The following is a 17487-nucleotide window of genomic DNA, read 5'->3' on the forward strand; positions in this document are numbered from 1 at the left end:
ATTGTATAAGACCAAGCTCTTTATGTCTACTATTCTTCAGAAAATTGCAAGCGCATACAAGTTTTCAGACAAATAATAAACCAAAATCATACTAAAATGACTTTGGTTTTACCGATTTTTATCTCGCTTGAAAAAAGAATTCCAAGCTCTCTTTCACTTGTTTTTTTCGTTTTCTTGCTTTTTTATAAGCTTAGGCGTAATGGCATCTGTTTCTGCAGCCGAACGGTATAATCCAAACTCTTCAGCCATCTCTTCTTTAAATTGATTCACTAATTGTTCAGATTGGCTGACCACTAACTTATTCTTTGGCATTGTACACACTCCTTTACTCATAGCAATGTCCAAATTCAGAACAAATTATGTGGTTTTCTCAGTTTCTTTATCCAGCCTATAAATAAAAGCAAATAGTTCAGCAACTACTTCATACAACTCCTCAGGAATGCTCTCTTCTATTTCTAATTTAGATAATAAGTGGACAAGTGACGGATCCTCCTGAATAGGAATGTTATGTTCTGAGGCACTTTGGACGATCCGTTCTGCTGTTTCACCTCTTCCTTTAGCAACTAATGTGGGTGAGATTGAAACTTCAGGATTATACTTGAGAGCAACTGCTTCTTTTTTATGTTTTTTCATACACGAAGATCCAATCCTTTGTATGATGCTGGTTTTTTAGAATGGTTTACCTCTTTTGGGTTATGGGCAAATGTTACTGAAGATAATGTATAGTTCATTTCTTTCATGCTTTTCTTTAAAGTAGCTATTAGTGGACCCGAGAGTTTCTCGATAAATGGGTGTGAATTAAAAACTCTCAATGAGACCACTCTGTTTTGAATCTGCACATCAACAGCAACTTCTTTTAAGTTCTTCATCTCGAGCCAGAACAACATTCTGCAATGATCAGGATTTAACCGATTCCCACTTTGCTTCTTGCCTTCCCATCGAACTGTTATTTCTTTTGGATTTTCATTTTGAGAAAATGGAATCTGAAGATTAAATTGCTGAATGTTATCATTCATTTGAACATTTTGTAATTGTTGACTCGTTAATTTAGTTAATGCTTGTTCAGTCTTACTCAATACATGCTCAGGCAGCTCCATAAAATCTGCATGTTGCTGAAGATAAAGGAGTTGAGACTTTAGGGTTTCTTCATGTTTAACTTGTAAAGGATTTAAGAGCAGATTTTTCTCATGCATTAAACCCGATTTTCGCAGCCATTTTTCCACTGCTTGAAGAAATTCATTTACAGGCTGTCTCTTCATCTCTTTCGTTAATACTGTCTCTTCTTTTTTACTTACATGAATCATATCGGGTAATTCTTTTGAACCTGACAGAAGGGTTTTGGTTTCTTGTGGAGCTGGTCTAATCTGTGACAAATCATCTGCCACACTTTGCATCTCCAATCTTTGTTGATTAAATGATGCTGCCGGTACACCTTTTGAAGAAGAACCCTTACTCTCAAAACCATAGATATGTTGTAATAGGTTAACCGTTTTGGCGATCTGCTGATTTTTATGCATAAAAGGAACCAATGTCTCGAATAAAGTTTTCATTTCAATAAATGATGAGGTCGACCTGAGACTTTTTGCAACTGACTGAACCGTTTCCATTTTCGCTGGTAACATAAGTTCGATCATTCGAGTTACAATGGCTTTCTTTTCTTGTAGCGGAAATTCTGCAGAAAGCTTAAGAATATCTCTCACTTGTATAAAGTTTTCTTTTGTAAGTGGAATTTTTTCTAAAAAAGCGAAATCGATTGCTGCTTTATTTGTTTCAGTCGCTGGAAGATTCCATTTATGTAAGATCTGCTCTACTGATGATTTCACAGGATCTACATCCACTTTTTTCAAAACGATTGTTCCGCTTTTTTCAGCAACCTCAAATAAATATTGATTTCCTTTTGCTAGGGGCGCGTCTAATTTTGCATGTAGTGCTGTGCCATCATACAAAATTTTCGCTGTTTGATCAGGAAAAATTTCTAATATTCTAGCTGTAATCAATTGGTTTAGTTTGAATGAAAGGATTCCTTCGGCTGACCTTTTTGTTATCGGCTGTTGACTAATGATGTTGTTCAGTTGTAACACCTTAATCACTTCCTGTAATTTGTATACGTTCTCCCACTGGACTAAATGACTTTCGATGAATAGTGGTAGGACCGAATTTATTAAGTGCTTCTAGATGCTCTTTTGTGCCATACCCCATGTTTGATTTAAATCCATACGCAGGGTATACCTCGTCCATCTTTTTCATATATCGGTCTCTTGTTACTTTTGCAATAATGGATGCAGCTGCGATAGAGATGCTTTTCTCGTCACCCTTTATGATCTTCTCCTGATCAATTGCCAGAGGCACTTCCATCGCATCTATTAAAAGCTGATCAGGCTGCACATCCAATTGGCAGACCGCTTCAGTCATTGCTAGTTTAGAGGCTTGATAAATATTAATCTCATCAATCTTCTCAGGCTGCACTAAATAGACACTGTACGAGATGGCATCTTTTACGATTTCATCATATAGAAATTCTCTTTTTTTCTCAGACAGTTTTTTTGAATCATTAATTCCAGAAAGCATATAGTCTTCTGGTAAGATAACAGCGGCTGCTACTACAGGCCCCGCTAAAGGTCCACGTCCTACCTCATCAACGCCAGCAATATATTTTTTCCCCTTTTGAAAGCACACTTTCTCAAAGGTATGCATAGCCTCTATTCTCTTTCTCTCTGCATCCGCTTCGGCCAAACGCTTGGTATATGATTCAAAGAGTTTTTTAGCGCCTGTTCGCTGATCTTCCTTAAGGATTTTTAATAGGCTTGGAACTTCACTTCGTGCACTATTTTTTAACTTTTGTTCCCACTCTTTTATTGATAATTTCATCTTCTTCACACTCTTTATGTATTTTGTATCGGCTTAGTTAAGAATCTTTTTAGACTTAAAGAAAACAGGCACATAGAAATAGCGCCTGTTTATAGATTTCTATATTATTCTGCTGTATCGGGCCGTTCATAAGATAATCGCCCTAATTTTTCTGAACGAAGGTCGCGTAATACGATCTCGGCTGTCTTTTCAAGATCCACTTCACCGCCGCTCATTATACAGCCCCTTTTTTTACCGATCTCTTCAAATAATGGCAGAGGGTCTTCTGGAATATCCGAAAGGTTATATCTTTCCATAAGACGCTCTTGGTAATGTTCTTTTAAGTAATTTATCGCGAATAATACAACTTCTGTAAAATCTAACAGAGTTTCTTTTATCGCACCTGTTACCGCAAGTTTTAAGCCGATGGATTGATCTTCAAACTTAGGCCATAAGATCCCAGGAGTATCCAGCAGCTCAAGCGTCTTCCCCGCTTTAATCCACTGCTGCTTTTTCGTCACGCCGGGTTTATCCCCTGTTACGGCAATATTTTTTCCTGCCATGCGGTTTATGATCGTTGATTTCCCGACGTTTGGAATTCCAACGATCAATGCTCTTACAGCTCGTGGTTTTACGATGCCTTTTGCTCTCATCTTATCGAACTTTTCTTTTACCAGCTCATGAGCCAGTGGCTCTATTTTCTTGATCCCTTTTCCATCTTTTGAGTTGATTGCCAATGAAGGGATCCCTCTGTCTGAAAAATAATTTTCCCACATTGAAGTTACTTTCGGATCTGCAAGATCTGCCTTATTTAAAAGAACGATACGAGGCTTTTGTCCAAGGATCTCATCAATCATCGGGTTTCTTGATGCAAGGGGTATTCTGGCATCTACAAGCTCAAATACTACATCAATCATTTTAAGTTTTTCAGTTATCTCCCGGCGGGCTTTCGCCATATGGCCAGGAAACCATTGAATGGTCATGTTCTATTCACCCTACTCTACGAATCCAATATCCTTTAACGGCCAGAAACGGAATGAAGCTTTTCCTAAAACATGCTCTTCATCTACTGTACCAATGTTTCGGCTGTCGCTGGAATTACGACGGTTATCACCCAGTACAAACAATTGTCCTTCTGGTACCTTTTGCTTTGCAGTTACTTCAAGCAAAGTAAAATCATACGTGAAATTTCCGTCTTTTGTTTTCTTCTTATATGCTTCTAAGTATTCTTCTTTTACCTTTTTGCCATTCACGTAAAGGGTATCATCTTTGTATTCGATCGTATCACCAGGTAATCCGATCACTCGTTTTATGTAATCTTTTTGTTCTGTTGCATGAAAGACCACAATATCAAATCTTTTTGGTTCTCCAATAACATAACTGAATTTGTTAACAATTAACCGATCTCCGTCATGAAGCGTCGGCATCATTGATTGTCCATCGACCACAACGGGTGCAAATAGAAAAAATCTGATGATCCCTGCTAATAATAAGGCTGCAGCTAATGCTTTAATCCATTCCCAAGTTTCGTTTTTTGTACGTGCCATTCTTAATCCTCACCATCTGTAGAAATTCCTTACTTATAATATGGAAAAAGGAGCTTGAATAAGTCAAGCTCCTTTCGAGAATTATTAGCGAATTTCTTTAATACGAGCTGCTTTACCACGAAGTGCGCGTAGGTAGTATAGCTTCGCACGGCGAACTTTACCACGGCGAACAACTTCAAGGTTCGCGATCTTAGGTGAATGTACAGGGAACGCACGCTCCACTCCTACACCGTAAGAAATTTTACGAACAGTAAACGTTTCAGAAATTCCAGAACCACGCTTCTTGATAACAACACCTTCAAAAAGCTGAATACGCTCACGAGTACCCTCGATTACTTTCACGTGTACACGAACAGTGTCACCTGAACGGAATTTTGGTAAATCTGATTTCAATTGATCTTTCGCTAGATCTGCAATAAGCTGTTGCATAGTTTATTGCCTCCCTTCCCATGGATGTTCTTGCCATCATACAAGCAGCGGAACACCGGATTAAACGGGCATAAGCCACAAACAATATAATACCATAAAACTTAAGGAGTGTTCAAGTTGTTTTATGTTCTTTTATTTCTTTAAGCATTTTTTCTTCATCAGCAGATAGTTTTATCTTCTCTAACAGATCTGGACGCCTTTCAAAGGTCCGTTTTAAAGACTCTTTTTTCCGCCAGTTCTCAATATTTTTATGGTTCCCGGACAGAAGGACATCAGGAACTTTCATACCTCGAAAGTCAGCGGGTCTTGTATAATGAGGATGCTCCAAAATTCCTGTACTGAACGAATCTTGAAGATGTGATTCCTCTTTACCCAGAACTCCCGGAAGCAGCCTTGAAACAGCGTCAATAACAACCATCGCACCAAGCTCTCCGCCTGTTAGAACATAATCACCTATTGAGATCTCATCTGTAACTAAATACTCTCTTACCCGCTCGTCGTAACCTTCATAATGACCGCATAAAAAGATAAGATGTTCTTCCTGTGCGAGTTCTTCTGCTTTTTTTTGATCGAACCTGTCCCCTTGAGGGCATAGCAGTATTATTCTTGGTTTAATTGATGTATCTTTTGTCAGTGTATCCACGGCATCGAACAGCGGCTGGGGAGTCAGCACCATACCTGCTCCGCCTCCGTACGGATAATCATCCACGTTTCTGTGTTTATTGGTTGAGAACTGACGGAAATCCAGCACGCTTATTTCAAGTGCATTCTTCTCTTGTGCTTTTTTTAGTATGGATTGGCCAAAGACGCCTGAAAACATATCGGGAAACAGGCTTAATACATCGATTCTCATCAGATTAACCCTTCTAATGGTTCTATGATTATTTTTTTCTCATCAATATCTACTGTTTTAACCACTGGAGGGATATAGGGGATTAAAATATCTGGACCAAATCCTTTTCGTTTTACGACCCATACATCATTGGCTCCTGGTGACAGGATCTCTTTCACTTTACCAAGTTCATCACCTTCAACTGTAAATACAGAACAACCTATTATGTCGTGGTAGAAGAACTCTCCTTCATCAAGGGCAACGGACTGTTCCTTTGGCACTTTGAGTAAATACCCTTTAAAGCGTTCGACATCATTGATGTTGCCTAGATTCTCAAAGGTTAATAAATCAAACTGTTTATGTTTTCTATGTGCTTCAATTGTTACAGGCACTAGTTCAGAACCCAGATCCACATACAAAGTATTTCCTTTTTTATATCGCTCTTCTGGGAAATCTGTTCGGGAAATCACACGGACTTCTCCTCTTATTCCGTGTGTGTTTACGATCTTGCCTACATTCAACCATTCTTTATCCATAGCAATAAACCTTCCTCCGTACAATTTCAGACAAAATAGTTCTAATCTAAATTTTAGCATAAAACAGACTATGTATACTTTTTTCCATAAAAGAAAAAAGGAAGAGGGAGCCCTCATCCTTTTTTTTAAACGATTTCGATTGAAATCCTTTTATTCTGATTCGTACCTGCTGCATTAACAACCGTACGAATCGCTTTTGCCACTCTTCCCTGCTTACCGATCACTTTTCCCATATCAGTCTGGTGAACAGTTAATTGATAAACAAGGCGGTGTCCTTCTTTAACCTCTTTGACGCTAACTTCCTCTGGGTGATCAACTAGAGCTTTCACAATCGCTTCGATCAACTCTGTCATCTCAGTTCCCCTTCGTCAAAATTATTTTTGGTTTTTAGCGTTATGGAATTTCTCCATAAGACCAGCTTTTGAGAATAGGTTACGAACTGTATCAGATGGCTTTGCACCATTAGTCATCCACTCAAGAGCTTTTTCTTCGTTGATTTTAACTTCAGCTGGGTTAGCAACTGGGTTATAAGTTCCGATCTCTTCGATGAAACGTCCGTCACGAGGAGAACGAGAATCTGCTACTACTACACGATAGAAAGGAGCTTTTTTAGCACCCATACGCTTTAAACGAATTTTTACTGCCATTATAACTTGCACCTCCGAAAATTGTTCACACAAAATAATATGATAGTATAAATTGACAGGTTTGTAAACCTGAAAATTCAGTTTACATAAAAGGGAATTTAAATCCACCTTTTTTCTTTTTGCCATTCATCATTCCGGACATTTGTTTCATCATTTTCTTCATGTCATCGAATTGTTTGATTAGGCGATTTACTTCTTGTACGGTTCGTCCGCTACCTTTAGCGATACGTCTCTTGCGGCTGGCATTAATGATTTCAGGCTGTTCTCTCTCATGCAGAGTCATCGAACGGATGATTGCTTCAACGTGACCGATTTGCTTTTCATCGATCTGAACGTTTTTTAGGCCTTTCATCTTGTTCGCTCCTGGAAGCATGCCAAGTATTTCATCTAATGGACCAAGGTTTCTAACTTGTCCCATCTGATCAAGAAAATCATCGAACGTGAACGACATATCACGCATCTTCTTCTGAAGATCTCGTGCTTTCTCTTCATCTACTGAGGTCTGCGCCTTCTCGATCAGAGTAAGCATGTCACCCATTCCTAAAATTCTGGAGGCCATTCGATCCGGATGGAATGGCTCTAAAGCATCCATCTTTTCTCCAAGACCTACAAATTTAATTGGAAGACCTGTAACAGCTTTAATTGAAAGGGCAGCACCACCACGTGTATCTCCATCAAGTTTGGTTAATACAACACCAGTGATTCCTAGCGCTTCGTTAAAGCTTTGGGCTACATTCACAGCATCTTGACCAGTCATGGCATCTACAACTAGGAAAATCTCATCAGGCTTTGCTGTTTCTTTAACCTGTTTCAATTCATCCATCAGCGTTTCATCAATATGCAAACGTCCAGCTGTATCAATAATGACATAGTCATGATGATCTTCTTTTGCTTTTGCGATGGCTGATTCAGCAATTTTGACGGGACTTACTTGATCACCCATCTGAAACACAGGAAAATCTAACTGCTTTCCTAATGTTTCTAACTGCTTAATCGCAGCGGGACGATAAATGTCAGCTGCGGCCAGTAGCGGTTTTCGATTTTGCTTTTTACGTAAATGATTGGCAAGCTTTCCTGTGGTTGTTGTCTTACCAGCACCTTGGAGTCCCACCATCATAATTACAGTTGGAGGACGATTGGAAACTGCGATCTTGCTTTGTTCCCCGCCCATAAGTGCTGTCAGTTCATCATTAACAACTTTTACTACTTGCTGCCCAGGTGTCAGGCTCTTTAAAACTTCCTGACCCACTGCGCGTTCAGATACTTTTTTCACAAAATCTTTTACTACTTTAAAGTTAACGTCCGCCTCAAGAAGAGCAAGGCGTACTTCCCTCATCATTTCCTTTACATCCGCTTCGTTTACTTTCCCTTTTCCACGAATTTTTTGTAAAGTGTTCTGAAGACGGTCGGCTAAACCTTCAAATGCCATCTCACTGAACGCCTCCTATTCCATATTTTCAAGGCGATCGATAATTGCAATTACGTTATCAGGTTCAGATTTCAGAAGCTCTCTTAAAGATGACAGCAACTGATCACGTTCCTGAAACTTTGCAAAAAGCCCTAACTTCTCTTCGTATTCTTCCAGCATCGCCTCTGTCCGTTTAATATTATCATAAACGGCCTGGCGGCTGACATTATATTGTTCAGCAATTTCACCGAGAGAATAATCGTCCAAGTAATATAAACCCATGTAATTCTTTTGTTTAGGGGTTAATAATGATTGGTAAAAATCAAATAGATAATTAATTCTCATTGTTTTATCGAGCATTTTTCCACAACCCTTGTTAAGTGAAATGCCTTTACGTGAATACTATACAACTACACCATTTAGATGTCAAGTTTTTTTCTTGACTTTATACGAAAAGCTGAGACAACCGATTAGACACGACAAGCACATAATCTCCTGACAACGGATACGCTCTTTGTATCCTAGGAAGGAGAGAATGTGACCTCGAGTGTCTGGTTGTCGAAGCTGGACATATGAAATGTTGAAGCGGCTCGTTTAAAAGCGACAAGCACAAAAGTTTTCGAGTGCGAACACGCATTTTGTGTTCCTCGAGAAAACGTTGTGACCTCGAGCTTTTAGCCGCTGAAACTGGACTGGGAAAAGCTGAGACAACCGTTTAGACACGACAAGCACATAAAATTTCAAATTCCGTGATAATCCCATCTTTTTACGTGATCTCGTCTATTTTTTACGTGATGTCGTCTATTTTTTACGTGATATAAGCTGTTTTTTACGTGATAATAACCATTTTTTACGTGATCATGGTTATTTTTATAGTGTTCATCAGCACTTTACTATTTGGTAGCGTGTTTTTCAGATGTTTGGTTAAAAAAATAGCATTATCGGCTTATTCTCTCCGTTTTAATAACCATTTCCATGACCTTCTAAAAGTAAAAAAAGAAGCAGATCTTACTCTGCTTCTTCCTCTTCCGTTCCCGCAAATAAACCATACACAAACTGATCAGCATCAAACTCTTGCAGATCATCGATCTTCTCACCTAAACCAACAAACTTTACTGGAATATCTAGTTCATGGCGAATTGCTAATACGATACCGCCTTTAGCCGTTCCATCAAGTTTTGTTAACACCAGACCAGTAACGTCTGTAGACTGACCGAATGTTTTTGCTTGGTTCATTGCATTTTGTCCAGTCGTTGCATCAACTACGAGCAGGACTTCGTGAGGAGCTCCAGGTATTTCACGTTCAATTACACGCTTTACTTTTGAAAGCTCGTTCATTAAATTAACTTTATTTTGTAATCGGCCAGCTGTATCACAAAGTAAAACATCCGCTTTTCGGGATTTTGCAGCCTGGATGCTGTCAAAGATAACAGCAGCGGGATCGGCTCCTTCATGGTGTTTGACCACATCAACTCCAGCACGTTCTCCCCATACTTCCAATTGGTCGATAGCTCCCGCACGGAAGGTGTCTCCTGCAGCTAATATAACTTTCTTCCCTTCATTCTTCAGCTGATGAGCAAGCTTACCGATTGTTGTCGTTTTTCCGACTCCATTCACCCCTACAAATAGAATCACAGTCATTCCATCGGTTTGCATGTTCAGTTTGTTATCGCCACCATCTTTTTGAAGCATTTCAGCCAATTTTTCGGTGATCGCAGAACGAAGCTCCATCGGATCTTGTATGTTTCGGGTACGAGCTACATCTTTCAATTCATCAATGATATCGAGAACAGTATGGACTCCCACGTCAGCACCGATCAAGATTTCTTCTAGTTCTTCAAAAAATTCTTCATCTACCTTTCTGAACCTTTTTAGAAGGTCATTCACTTTAAATGAGAAAGAATTTCTTGTTTTCTCGAGACCGCTCTTAAATTTTTCTGATGAGGCATCAGACTGTTGATTAGAAAATTTTTCTTTTAAACGTTTCAAAAAACTCACTATCGATTTCCTCCCTATGATGTTACAAGTTCTTTCGTTTCTTCAAGTCTTACCGATACCAGTTTTGATACTCCGGATTCCTGCATCGTTACTCCATAAAGTACATCCGCTTCTTCCATCGTACCTTTTCGGTGAGTAACCACAATAAACTGTGTTTCTTTACTAAACGTACGTAAGTATTTAGCAAAACGATTTACGTTGGCATCATCCAGCGCTGCTTCAACTTCGTCTAATATGCAGAAAGGTACTGGTCTAACTTTAAGGATCGCAAACAATAATGCGATTGCCGTTAGAGCCCTCTCACCGCCTGAAAGCAAGCCTAATTGCTGAAGCTTTTTACCAGGCGGTTGTGCCATAATATCAACACCAGTTGAGAGCATATCTTCTGGCTGAGTTAAAACGAGATCTGCGCGGCCTCCGCCAAACAGCTCTTTGAAAATAACACCGAAATGAGAACGGATAGAAGTAAACGTTTCTTCAAACCGATTCTTCATCTCTTCATCCATCTCGGAGATTACACCATACAGTGTATCCTTTGCTTCAGTTAAATCATTCCTTTGCTCTGTAAGAAAATCAAAACGCTGACTGACTCTGTCATATTCTTCAATTGCTCCAATGTTAACAACACCCAGTTCTTCAATAGCCATCTTGATCAATTTTACTTTTCGTTTTGCATCCTCCAACGGAATCTCAAGTCTATGCTTTTGTTTAGCACCTTCATAAGATAATTCATATTCCTCACGAAGGTGGGATAGCCTTGACTCCAATTCCACATCGAGTCTGTTGATGCTGACTTCTTCAGTTTTTAGTCCATCACTCAGCTGTTTATACTGACGTTTCGCCTCTTTTAGTTCAGACTCCATTTTTTCAATAGATCGGAATGATTCTGTTCGCTCTTTTCTTCGTTCAGCGATTAGCTTTACAGCATTATTTTTTTCATGTCTTCTTTGAAGGATCTGTTCATCAAGTGAATCTTCACCAGATGAGCTAGAGTTCATTTCCTCTTCAAGAAGCCAATAGTCTTCTTCCGTTTCTTTACTTTTGGATTCAACACTTTCAAACTCTTCTTGTATCCGGAAGCTTTTTTCTCTTTGGTTCGCTACCTGTTGTTCAAGTTCAGCCGCTTTAATCTTTAGTAGCGTTAAAGCCTCTCTTAGTTCTTCTTTTGAACTTTGATTCATCTTCTTCTTTTCAGTCAAATCAGCAATCGTCATTTCAAGTGCTTTTCCAGATTCAACTGCAGAATCAAGTTTCTTTTCAAGTTCAATGAGGCGTGTGTCTGCAGCAGTTCTTTCCGTTTCAAAGGAAAGCTTTTCACGATCATATAACTGTAATCTGTCATTTAAACTTTTTTCTTCAATCTCTACTTCTCTCAAAGAAGATTTAAGCTCTTGCTCTTGCTCTCTTAATTGCTCTCCCTCGATTTGAAGCATCTCAAGTTTTTCTTTTTTCTTTGAAACTTTTGATTTCAATTCTCCAACTTTTTCTTCAAGCTGAAGGGTTTGCTTTTCCATTGAAGATATTTTCTCCGATAAAGAATCAATTTCTCGTTGTCTGCTTAATAGAGAACTGCTTTTTTGTTTCAAGCTTCCTCCAGACATCGACCCTCCTGGTGAGACTACATCTCCTTCAAGGGTTACGATTCGATATCGATAGTTCACTTGTTTTGCAATGCTGTTTGCCCCAGCCAAGTCTTTCGAGATAATAATGTTTCCAAGTAAATTCCCAACGATATTTTTATACTTGGATTCAAACTGAACCAGGTCAGATGCTATTCCAACAAAAGAATCTAATGTACTTGCCTGATTAGCATCAATACTAGAGAGCTGACGGCTTTTTATTACATTAAGAGGAAGGAATGTCGCTCTACCGGCTCTTGATTGTTTCAGATATTGAATAGCTCTCATAGCATTCTGTTCATGATCGACAACGATATGCTGCATGGATGCACCTAATGCTGTTTCAATAGCTGTTTCGATCTCTGAAGGAACGGAAAGAAGTTCAGCAACTGCTCCTTCTATTCCTGACAGCTTTGTTTCTTTAGCCTTAAGAACCTCTTTTACGCCTTGCATAAAGCCTGCGTACTCATCCTGCATGGATTCCAGCATCTCTTTTTTAGACTTGAACTGCTGTATAAATTGATAAGCTTGGTACAATTTGTCTTGTAGAGAACGGGATTCTTGATCTTCTAACGATATCTCTGATTTTAGAGACTGGTATTCTTCTTGCTTTCTTTTCAACTCAGATTCCGCTTTACCGTATGCTCTTTCTGCTTGTTCTCTCGTCTTTTTTAGTTCTTCTCTATGCACAAGAAATTTAGTGTTTTCTTCATCAAGCCGATTGCTTTTAAAGTTCTGAAGTTTTGCTTGATCCTCAATATAACGCATCTCATTCTTTATCGTTGTCTGTTCATTCAGCCGTTCGAAGTAATCACTTTTTAATTTCTCTAATTCTGCCTCTACATCCATCTCTAAAACAGATAACCGGCTTTCTTCATCTTTAACTTGCCTTTTAACGCTTCTTAATTCTTTTTCTTTATCTTGTAAGATCTCGCTTTCAACTTTGAGCTGATTTTTCAATTCTTCTTTTTTAGCTTTCAGCTGCTGAATCTGTTCCAAGAGTGAGGTTTTATTTTGGTCGTAGTTTTTCTTTCTTTCTTTTAAAACTTCCTTTTTGCCCTCTAGCTTCTCTAATGTTTCACTAGCTAAAAGAAGTGCACCTTGTAATTCATCAATAGATTCGTCCATTGCTTGCATATCAAGTCTAGCTCTTTCGATGGACGATTCACCTTGCCTCACCTTAACTGAAAGCACAGATTCTTGTTTTTGAAGATCGGCTACTAAGCTTTTTTGTTTTTCCCAGCGAAAATGCAGGTCCTCAATCTCCTGTACCAAAACTGCCGTTTCTACGACCTCGAGTTCTTCTTTCTTCTCGAGGTAATCTGTTGCTATTGAAGCTTGTATTTTGAGGGGTTCTACCTGCCCTTCAAGTTCATGGAGAATATCTTCTACACGATTAAGGTTTTCCTGTGTTTCTGAAAGTTTTACTTCTGCTTTTTGTTTACGGGTTTTGTACTTTAAAACACCAGCTGCTTCTTCAAAAATCTTACGTCGTTCATCAGATTTACTGCTCAAGATTTCTTCTACCCGGCCTTGTCCAATAATAGAAAACGCTTCTTTACCAAGTCCTGAGTCCATAAATAACTCTACTATATCTTTCAAACGGCATTGTTGTTTGTTAATTAAGTATTCACTATCACCTGAGCGGTACACTCTTCTTGTAATAGAAATCTCGTTATAATCCAATGGCAGATGCTGATCTTCATTGTCTAATGTAAGTGTAACTTCAGCCACGTTTAATGGTTTACGGTTATCACTTCCAGCGAAAATAATATCTTCCATTTTAGATCCGCGCAGTGATTTTGCAGATTGCTCACCAAGCACCCAGCGTACAGCATCTGAAATATTGCTTTTCCCGCTTCCATTCGGGCCTACCACTGCCGTGACCCCTTGTACAAATTCTACTTGTATCCGTTCTGCAAATGATTTAAATCCTGCTACATCAATTCGTTTGAGGAACATCATTAAATCCCCCTTTTTTCTAGCTTTCATTTATGTATCAAACTATAAAAATTTGTTTTATGTAATATCATGCTTCATTTTTTCCAGATCAGTTGTCTCAGCTTTTCCCAGTCCAGTTTCAGCGGCTAAAAGCTCGAGGTCACAACGTTTTCTCGAGGAACACAAAAAGCGTGTTGGCACTCGAAAACTTTTGTGCTTGTCGCTTTTAAACGAGCCGCTTCAACATTTCATATGTCCAGCTTCTACAACCAGACACTCGAGGTCATATTCCTCTCTCCCTTGACACAAATAGCGTGTCTTCAGTCAAGAGTTATATGCTGGTCGTGTCTAAACGGTTGTCTCAGCTTTTCTATTTTATCATAGATTAACTCTCACATAGTCACAAAGATTGCAGTGTGCTAAAATGAAGTGTGTTTAGACAATTGGTCATATGAGGATTTTGTAACTCACATCAAAATAAGTGTATAAAAAGGAGCCCGTTGAATGGACTTAACCAATCAAAATCATGAAAACTTATCGTTTATGATTGAAGGATTAAAAAAGAAACTGCAGCTTGTAAACAGCGGATTGATTCAACCTGAAGACTACGAACTTTCTAAGTATGATGATATAAAAGAGCTGTATGACATGGTCATGAAAATGCCTTCTTTCAGCATTCGGGACATGGAAGGCATAGTCGAAGAACTTGCATCTCTTAAAACGAAATAATAGAACCCCCTTAAACGGCAAAGCAGCCAGTTGAAAGGGGGTTTTGTTTAACTCTTTTTTGCAACTTTTTCAATTGCTTCTTGTGCTGCGTGCTGTTCTGCTTCCTTTTTGGATCTTCCATAACCAATTCCGAATGTAGCTTCATTCAATCTGACTTCAGAAACGAATTCACGGTTATGCGCCGGCCCTTTTTCTTGAATGATTCGATAATCAATATGACCTAATCCTTCACGCTGTACATATTCTTGCAGCTGACTTTTAAAATCCATCACATGAGAAAAAGCACCTTCATTTATTCGGGGCACCACATACTGATTTAAAAACTCTTTTACCTTTTCGAGTCCTTGATCAAGGTACAGCGCACCAATGAACGCTTCAAATACATCCGCTAACAAAGCAGGCCTTGATCTTCCTCCAGTATTTTCCTCACCTTTTCCCAACAACACAAAATCTCCAAAATGAAGATCGTTCGCAAACAGAACTAGTGATGGTTCACATACGATAGCTGCTCTTAGTTTTGTAAGTTCACCTTCACTCATGCTTGTAAACTTGCTGTATAGATATTGAGAAATCGTCAGTTCCAGAACGGCATCACCGAGAAATTCAAGTCTTTCATTATCCTCGAAAGTTCTTCCTCGATGCTCATTCACATATGATGAATGCGTAAATGCTTGCGCTAAAAGTTTTTCATTTTCAAACTTAATGTTTAAACGCTCCTGAATCGGGGCCACTTTTTGAATGCGCACTTTGTCATCCATGCCCTTTTTGGAAGCTGATTTAAACCGGTTTTTAACCGTTTTCTTTTGAGTTGATTGCTGTTTTGAACCTTTCATAAACTTCCTCCAAAAAATCTTGTAAAAGGGCTATTTTTGCTTGCAATTGTTCATCCTTTAAAAGGGAAGAAAGCCCCGCTAATTTGCACGGGACTTTATCCGTAAAACACTTATTGTTTGCTGTTTATGTAATCAACAACGTCACCGACAGTTGCAATTTTCTCAGCATCTTCATCAGAAATTTCTAGTTCGAACTCATCTTCAAGTTCCATAACTAGTTCTACTACATCTAGAGAGTCTGCACCAAGATCTTCTTTAAAGGAAGCTTCAGGTTTAACCTCAGATGCGTCAACACCTAGACGGTCCACAACAATCTTTGAAACTCTTTCTAAAACGTCTGCCATTTTGTGTGTCACCTCCTTTCAATAGTATATGCTTTTTCCTTTTAAAAAACTAGAGGCATTCAAAGTCTTTTAAAAGACATGTTTTTAGGGATTACATCACCATTCCGCCATCTACATGAATGGTTTGGCCCGTAATATATGAACTTACATCACTTGCTAAGAATGCAGCTGCTGCAGCAATATCTTCAGGCTGTCCAAAACGGGCAAGCGGAATATTTCTTAGCATGTCTTCTTTAATACCTTCTTCGAGTTTTCCAGTCATATCTGTTTCGATGAAGCCTGGTGCTATGGCATTCACGGTAATGCCTCGGGAAGAAAGCTCTTTAGCGGCCGTTTTTGTAAGCCCGATCACACCTGCTTTTGCAGCAACATAGTTAGCTTGACCAGGGTTGCCTGACACCCCTACGATTGAAGCAATATTAATAATGCGTCCTTGTCTTTGCTTCATCATCTGTCTCGTTACTGCTTTTGTGGTCAGGAATACACCTTTCAAGTTTGTATTGATAACAGCATCCCAGTCTTCTTCTTTCATTCTCATCAGTAGATTATCCCTCGTAATACCCGCATTATTCACAAGGACATCAAGACTGCCGAATTCATCAATAACAGACTTCACCATTCTAGTAACATCTTCTGAACTTGAGATATCCGCTTTAATAGCGAATGCTGTTCCACCATTGGCTTTAATTTCTTCTACAACTTCGTTGGCTCTAGCTTCACTTCCTGAGTAGTTCACTGCCACTCTTGCACCGTTTTTCGCAAAATAAAGGGCAATCGCACGTCCGATACCACGGGAAGCTCCCGTAACCAATACTGATTTATTATTAAGCATCTACTGATTCCCCTTTCAATTTATCAACTGCTGCTTGAATCGATTCTACGTCACTAACTGCTATAACATTAGCTCTTCGATTTACTTTCTTCACAAGGCCAGACAATACTTTTCCTGGTCCTATTTCAATAAAAGTATCTACACCTAAATCCATCAATTCTCTGACCGTTTCTTCCCATCTTACTGGAGAATACAATTGTTCAATCAACTTAAGCTTGATTTCTTCTTTTGATGTAATAGATTTCGCAGTAACATTCGCTATTACAGGTGTTTTTGCATCACTGATTGCAATTTGGTTCAGGATCTCTTCAAATTTCTCAGCTGCTGGTTTCATAAGTGCAGAATGAAAAGGACCGCTGACTTGCAACGGAATCACCTTTGCTCCTTCTGCCTTAGCAAGACCACTTGCTTTTTCAACACCGCCTACAGTTCCAGAGATAACAATCTGGCCAGGGCAGTTTAGATTGGCAACTTGTACACTGTCTCCTTCATTTGATACTTCAGCAGTTATTGCTTCTAAGCGTTCTTGATCAAATCCGATCACTGCAGCCATCGTTCCAACACCAGCAGGCACTGCTTCTTCCATTAGAAGACCTCTATTTCTAACAGCAAACACAGCATCTTCAAAGGAGAGACTCCCTGCAGCAACGAGAGCAGAATACTCGCCAAGGCTGTGACCAGCCGTGTAATCAGCTGAGATGTCATGCTGCTTAAAAACTTCAAGAACGGCTGTTGAAACCGTTAGTAATGCAGGCTGTGTATTTTCTGTTTTCTTTAACGTATCTTCAGGACCCTCGAAGATAATTTCCGAAAGATTCATTGAAAGTCTTTCGTCTGCTTTGTCAAAAATAGCTTTAGCAGAAGGTTCTTGATCAGCTAACTGTTTTCCCATCCCTACAAATTGCGAACCTTGTCCAGGAAAAAGAAAGGCAATTTTCCCCATCG

The 17487-nt window shown here is 39.1% G+C and carries 20 protein-coding genes; 1 reads left to right on the forward strand and 19 read right to left on the reverse strand.

The window, feature by feature from the left end; genetic code table 11:
* Window positions 1–153 precede the first annotated feature (153 nt).
* From IEV52_RS11630 to smc, 15 genes are all read right to left on the reverse strand, one after another.
* A complete protein-coding gene (locus IEV52_RS11630) occupies window positions 154–312 on the reverse strand; it encodes a small, acid-soluble spore protein, alpha/beta type (protein WP_188402707.1) in 159 nt (52 codons plus the stop codon).
* A gap of 45 nt (window positions 313–357) precedes the next feature.
* Window positions 358–633, reverse strand: a complete 276-nt coding sequence (locus tag IEV52_RS11635; RefSeq protein WP_188402708.1) for an EscU/YscU/HrcU family type III secretion system export apparatus switch protein — start codon at window positions 631–633, stop codon at window positions 358–360.
* Entirely contained in the window at window positions 630–2081 is a 1452-nt protein-coding gene (locus tag IEV52_RS11640) for a hypothetical protein (RefSeq protein WP_188402709.1), read from the reverse strand. Before IEV52_RS11640 ends, IEV52_RS11635 begins: the two co-directional genes overlap by 4 nt.
* Window position 2082: 1 nt before the next feature.
* The gene (locus IEV52_RS11645) at window positions 2083–2868 is read right to left on the reverse strand and encodes a ribonuclease HII (protein ID WP_188402710.1); all 786 of its coding nucleotides are present in this window, start codon (window positions 2866–2868) and stop codon (window positions 2083–2085) included.
* A 104-nt stretch (window positions 2869–2972) separates the two neighbouring features.
* Entirely contained in the window at window positions 2973–3830 is an 858-nt protein-coding gene (gene ylqF, locus IEV52_RS11650) for a ribosome biogenesis GTPase YlqF (protein ID WP_188402711.1), read from the reverse strand.
* 12 nt (window positions 3831–3842) lie between these two features.
* Window positions 3843–4394 (reverse strand): signal peptidase I, encoded by a 552-nt coding sequence (gene lepB, locus IEV52_RS11655; protein WP_188402712.1) that lies wholly within the window; start codon window positions 4392–4394, stop codon window positions 3843–3845.
* Between the two features lie 84 nt (window positions 4395–4478).
* Window positions 4479–4823 carry a 50S ribosomal protein L19 gene (rplS, locus tag IEV52_RS11660; protein WP_066289359.1) on the reverse strand — a complete coding sequence of 115 codons (345 nt, stop codon included), beginning with the start codon at window positions 4821–4823 and terminating at the stop codon, window positions 4479–4481.
* A gap of 112 nt (window positions 4824–4935) precedes the next feature.
* Window positions 4936–5676 carry a tRNA (guanosine(37)-N1)-methyltransferase TrmD gene (gene trmD, locus IEV52_RS11665; RefSeq protein ID WP_188402713.1) on the reverse strand — a complete coding sequence of 247 codons (741 nt, stop codon included), beginning with the start codon at window positions 5674–5676 and terminating at the stop codon, window positions 4936–4938.
* Window positions 5676–6191: a ribosome maturation factor RimM gene (gene rimM / locus IEV52_RS11670; protein ID WP_188402714.1), complete on the reverse strand. Its 516-nt coding sequence runs from the start codon at window positions 6189–6191 to the stop codon at window positions 5676–5678. Before rimM ends, trmD begins: the two co-directional genes overlap by 1 nt.
* A gap of 125 nt (window positions 6192–6316) precedes the next feature.
* The gene (locus IEV52_RS11675; protein WP_188402715.1) at window positions 6317–6544 is read right to left on the reverse strand and encodes a KH domain-containing protein; all 228 of its coding nucleotides are present in this window, start codon (window positions 6542–6544) and stop codon (window positions 6317–6319) included.
* 21 nt (window positions 6545–6565) lie between these two features.
* A complete protein-coding gene (gene rpsP, locus IEV52_RS11680; RefSeq protein ID WP_066393596.1) occupies window positions 6566–6838 on the reverse strand; it encodes a 30S ribosomal protein S16 in 273 nt (90 codons plus the stop codon).
* An 82-nt stretch (window positions 6839–6920) separates the two neighbouring features.
* Entirely contained in the window at window positions 6921–8267 is a 1347-nt protein-coding gene (gene ffh, locus IEV52_RS11685; protein ID WP_188402716.1) for a signal recognition particle protein, read from the reverse strand.
* Between the two features lie 15 nt (window positions 8268–8282).
* A complete protein-coding gene (locus IEV52_RS11690) occupies window positions 8283–8606 on the reverse strand; it encodes a putative DNA-binding protein (RefSeq protein ID WP_188402717.1) in 324 nt (107 codons plus the stop codon).
* A 648-nt stretch (window positions 8607–9254) separates the two neighbouring features.
* Entirely contained in the window at window positions 9255–10244 is a 990-nt protein-coding gene (ftsY, locus tag IEV52_RS11695; protein WP_188402718.1) for a signal recognition particle-docking protein FtsY, read from the reverse strand.
* Between the two features lie 14 nt (window positions 10245–10258).
* On the reverse strand, window positions 10259–13825 hold the full coding sequence (gene smc / locus IEV52_RS11700; protein WP_188402719.1) for a chromosome segregation protein SMC: 3567 nt from the start codon (window positions 13823–13825) through the stop codon (window positions 10259–10261).
* 483 nt (window positions 13826–14308) lie between these two features.
* Here smc and IEV52_RS11705 point away from each other — a divergent pair, with 483 nt between their 5' ends.
* A complete protein-coding gene (locus tag IEV52_RS11705) occupies window positions 14309–14533 on the forward strand; it encodes a DUF1128 domain-containing protein (protein ID WP_188402720.1) in 225 nt (74 codons plus the stop codon).
* Window positions 14534–14580: 47 nt separating this feature from the next.
* Here IEV52_RS11705 and rnc read toward each other — a convergent pair whose 3' ends face one another.
* The 4 genes from rnc to fabD form a co-directional block, all read right to left on the reverse strand.
* Window positions 14581–15291 (reverse strand): ribonuclease III, encoded by a 711-nt coding sequence (rnc, locus tag IEV52_RS11710; protein ID WP_229754342.1) that lies wholly within the window; start codon window positions 15289–15291, stop codon window positions 14581–14583.
* 185 nt (window positions 15292–15476) lie between these two features.
* Window positions 15477–15710 (reverse strand): acyl carrier protein, encoded by a 234-nt coding sequence (gene acpP / locus IEV52_RS11715; RefSeq protein ID WP_066289334.1) that lies wholly within the window; start codon window positions 15708–15710, stop codon window positions 15477–15479.
* A gap of 91 nt (window positions 15711–15801) precedes the next feature.
* A complete protein-coding gene (gene fabG / locus IEV52_RS11720; protein ID WP_188402722.1) occupies window positions 15802–16542 on the reverse strand; it encodes a 3-oxoacyl-[acyl-carrier-protein] reductase in 741 nt (246 codons plus the stop codon).
* Complete coding sequence (fabD, locus tag IEV52_RS11725; protein ID WP_188402723.1) at window positions 16535–17485, reverse strand: ACP S-malonyltransferase; 951 nt, start codon at window positions 17483–17485, stop codon at window positions 16535–16537. The genes fabG and fabD overlap by 8 nt, the downstream gene beginning before the upstream one ends.
* Window positions 17486–17487: the final 2 nt, after the last annotated feature.

Origin of the sequence: Fictibacillus barbaricus (assembly GCF_014635025.1) — a bacterium.
Taxonomy (GTDB): Bacteria; Bacillota; Bacilli; order Bacillales; family Fictibacillaceae; genus Fictibacillus; species Fictibacillus barbaricus.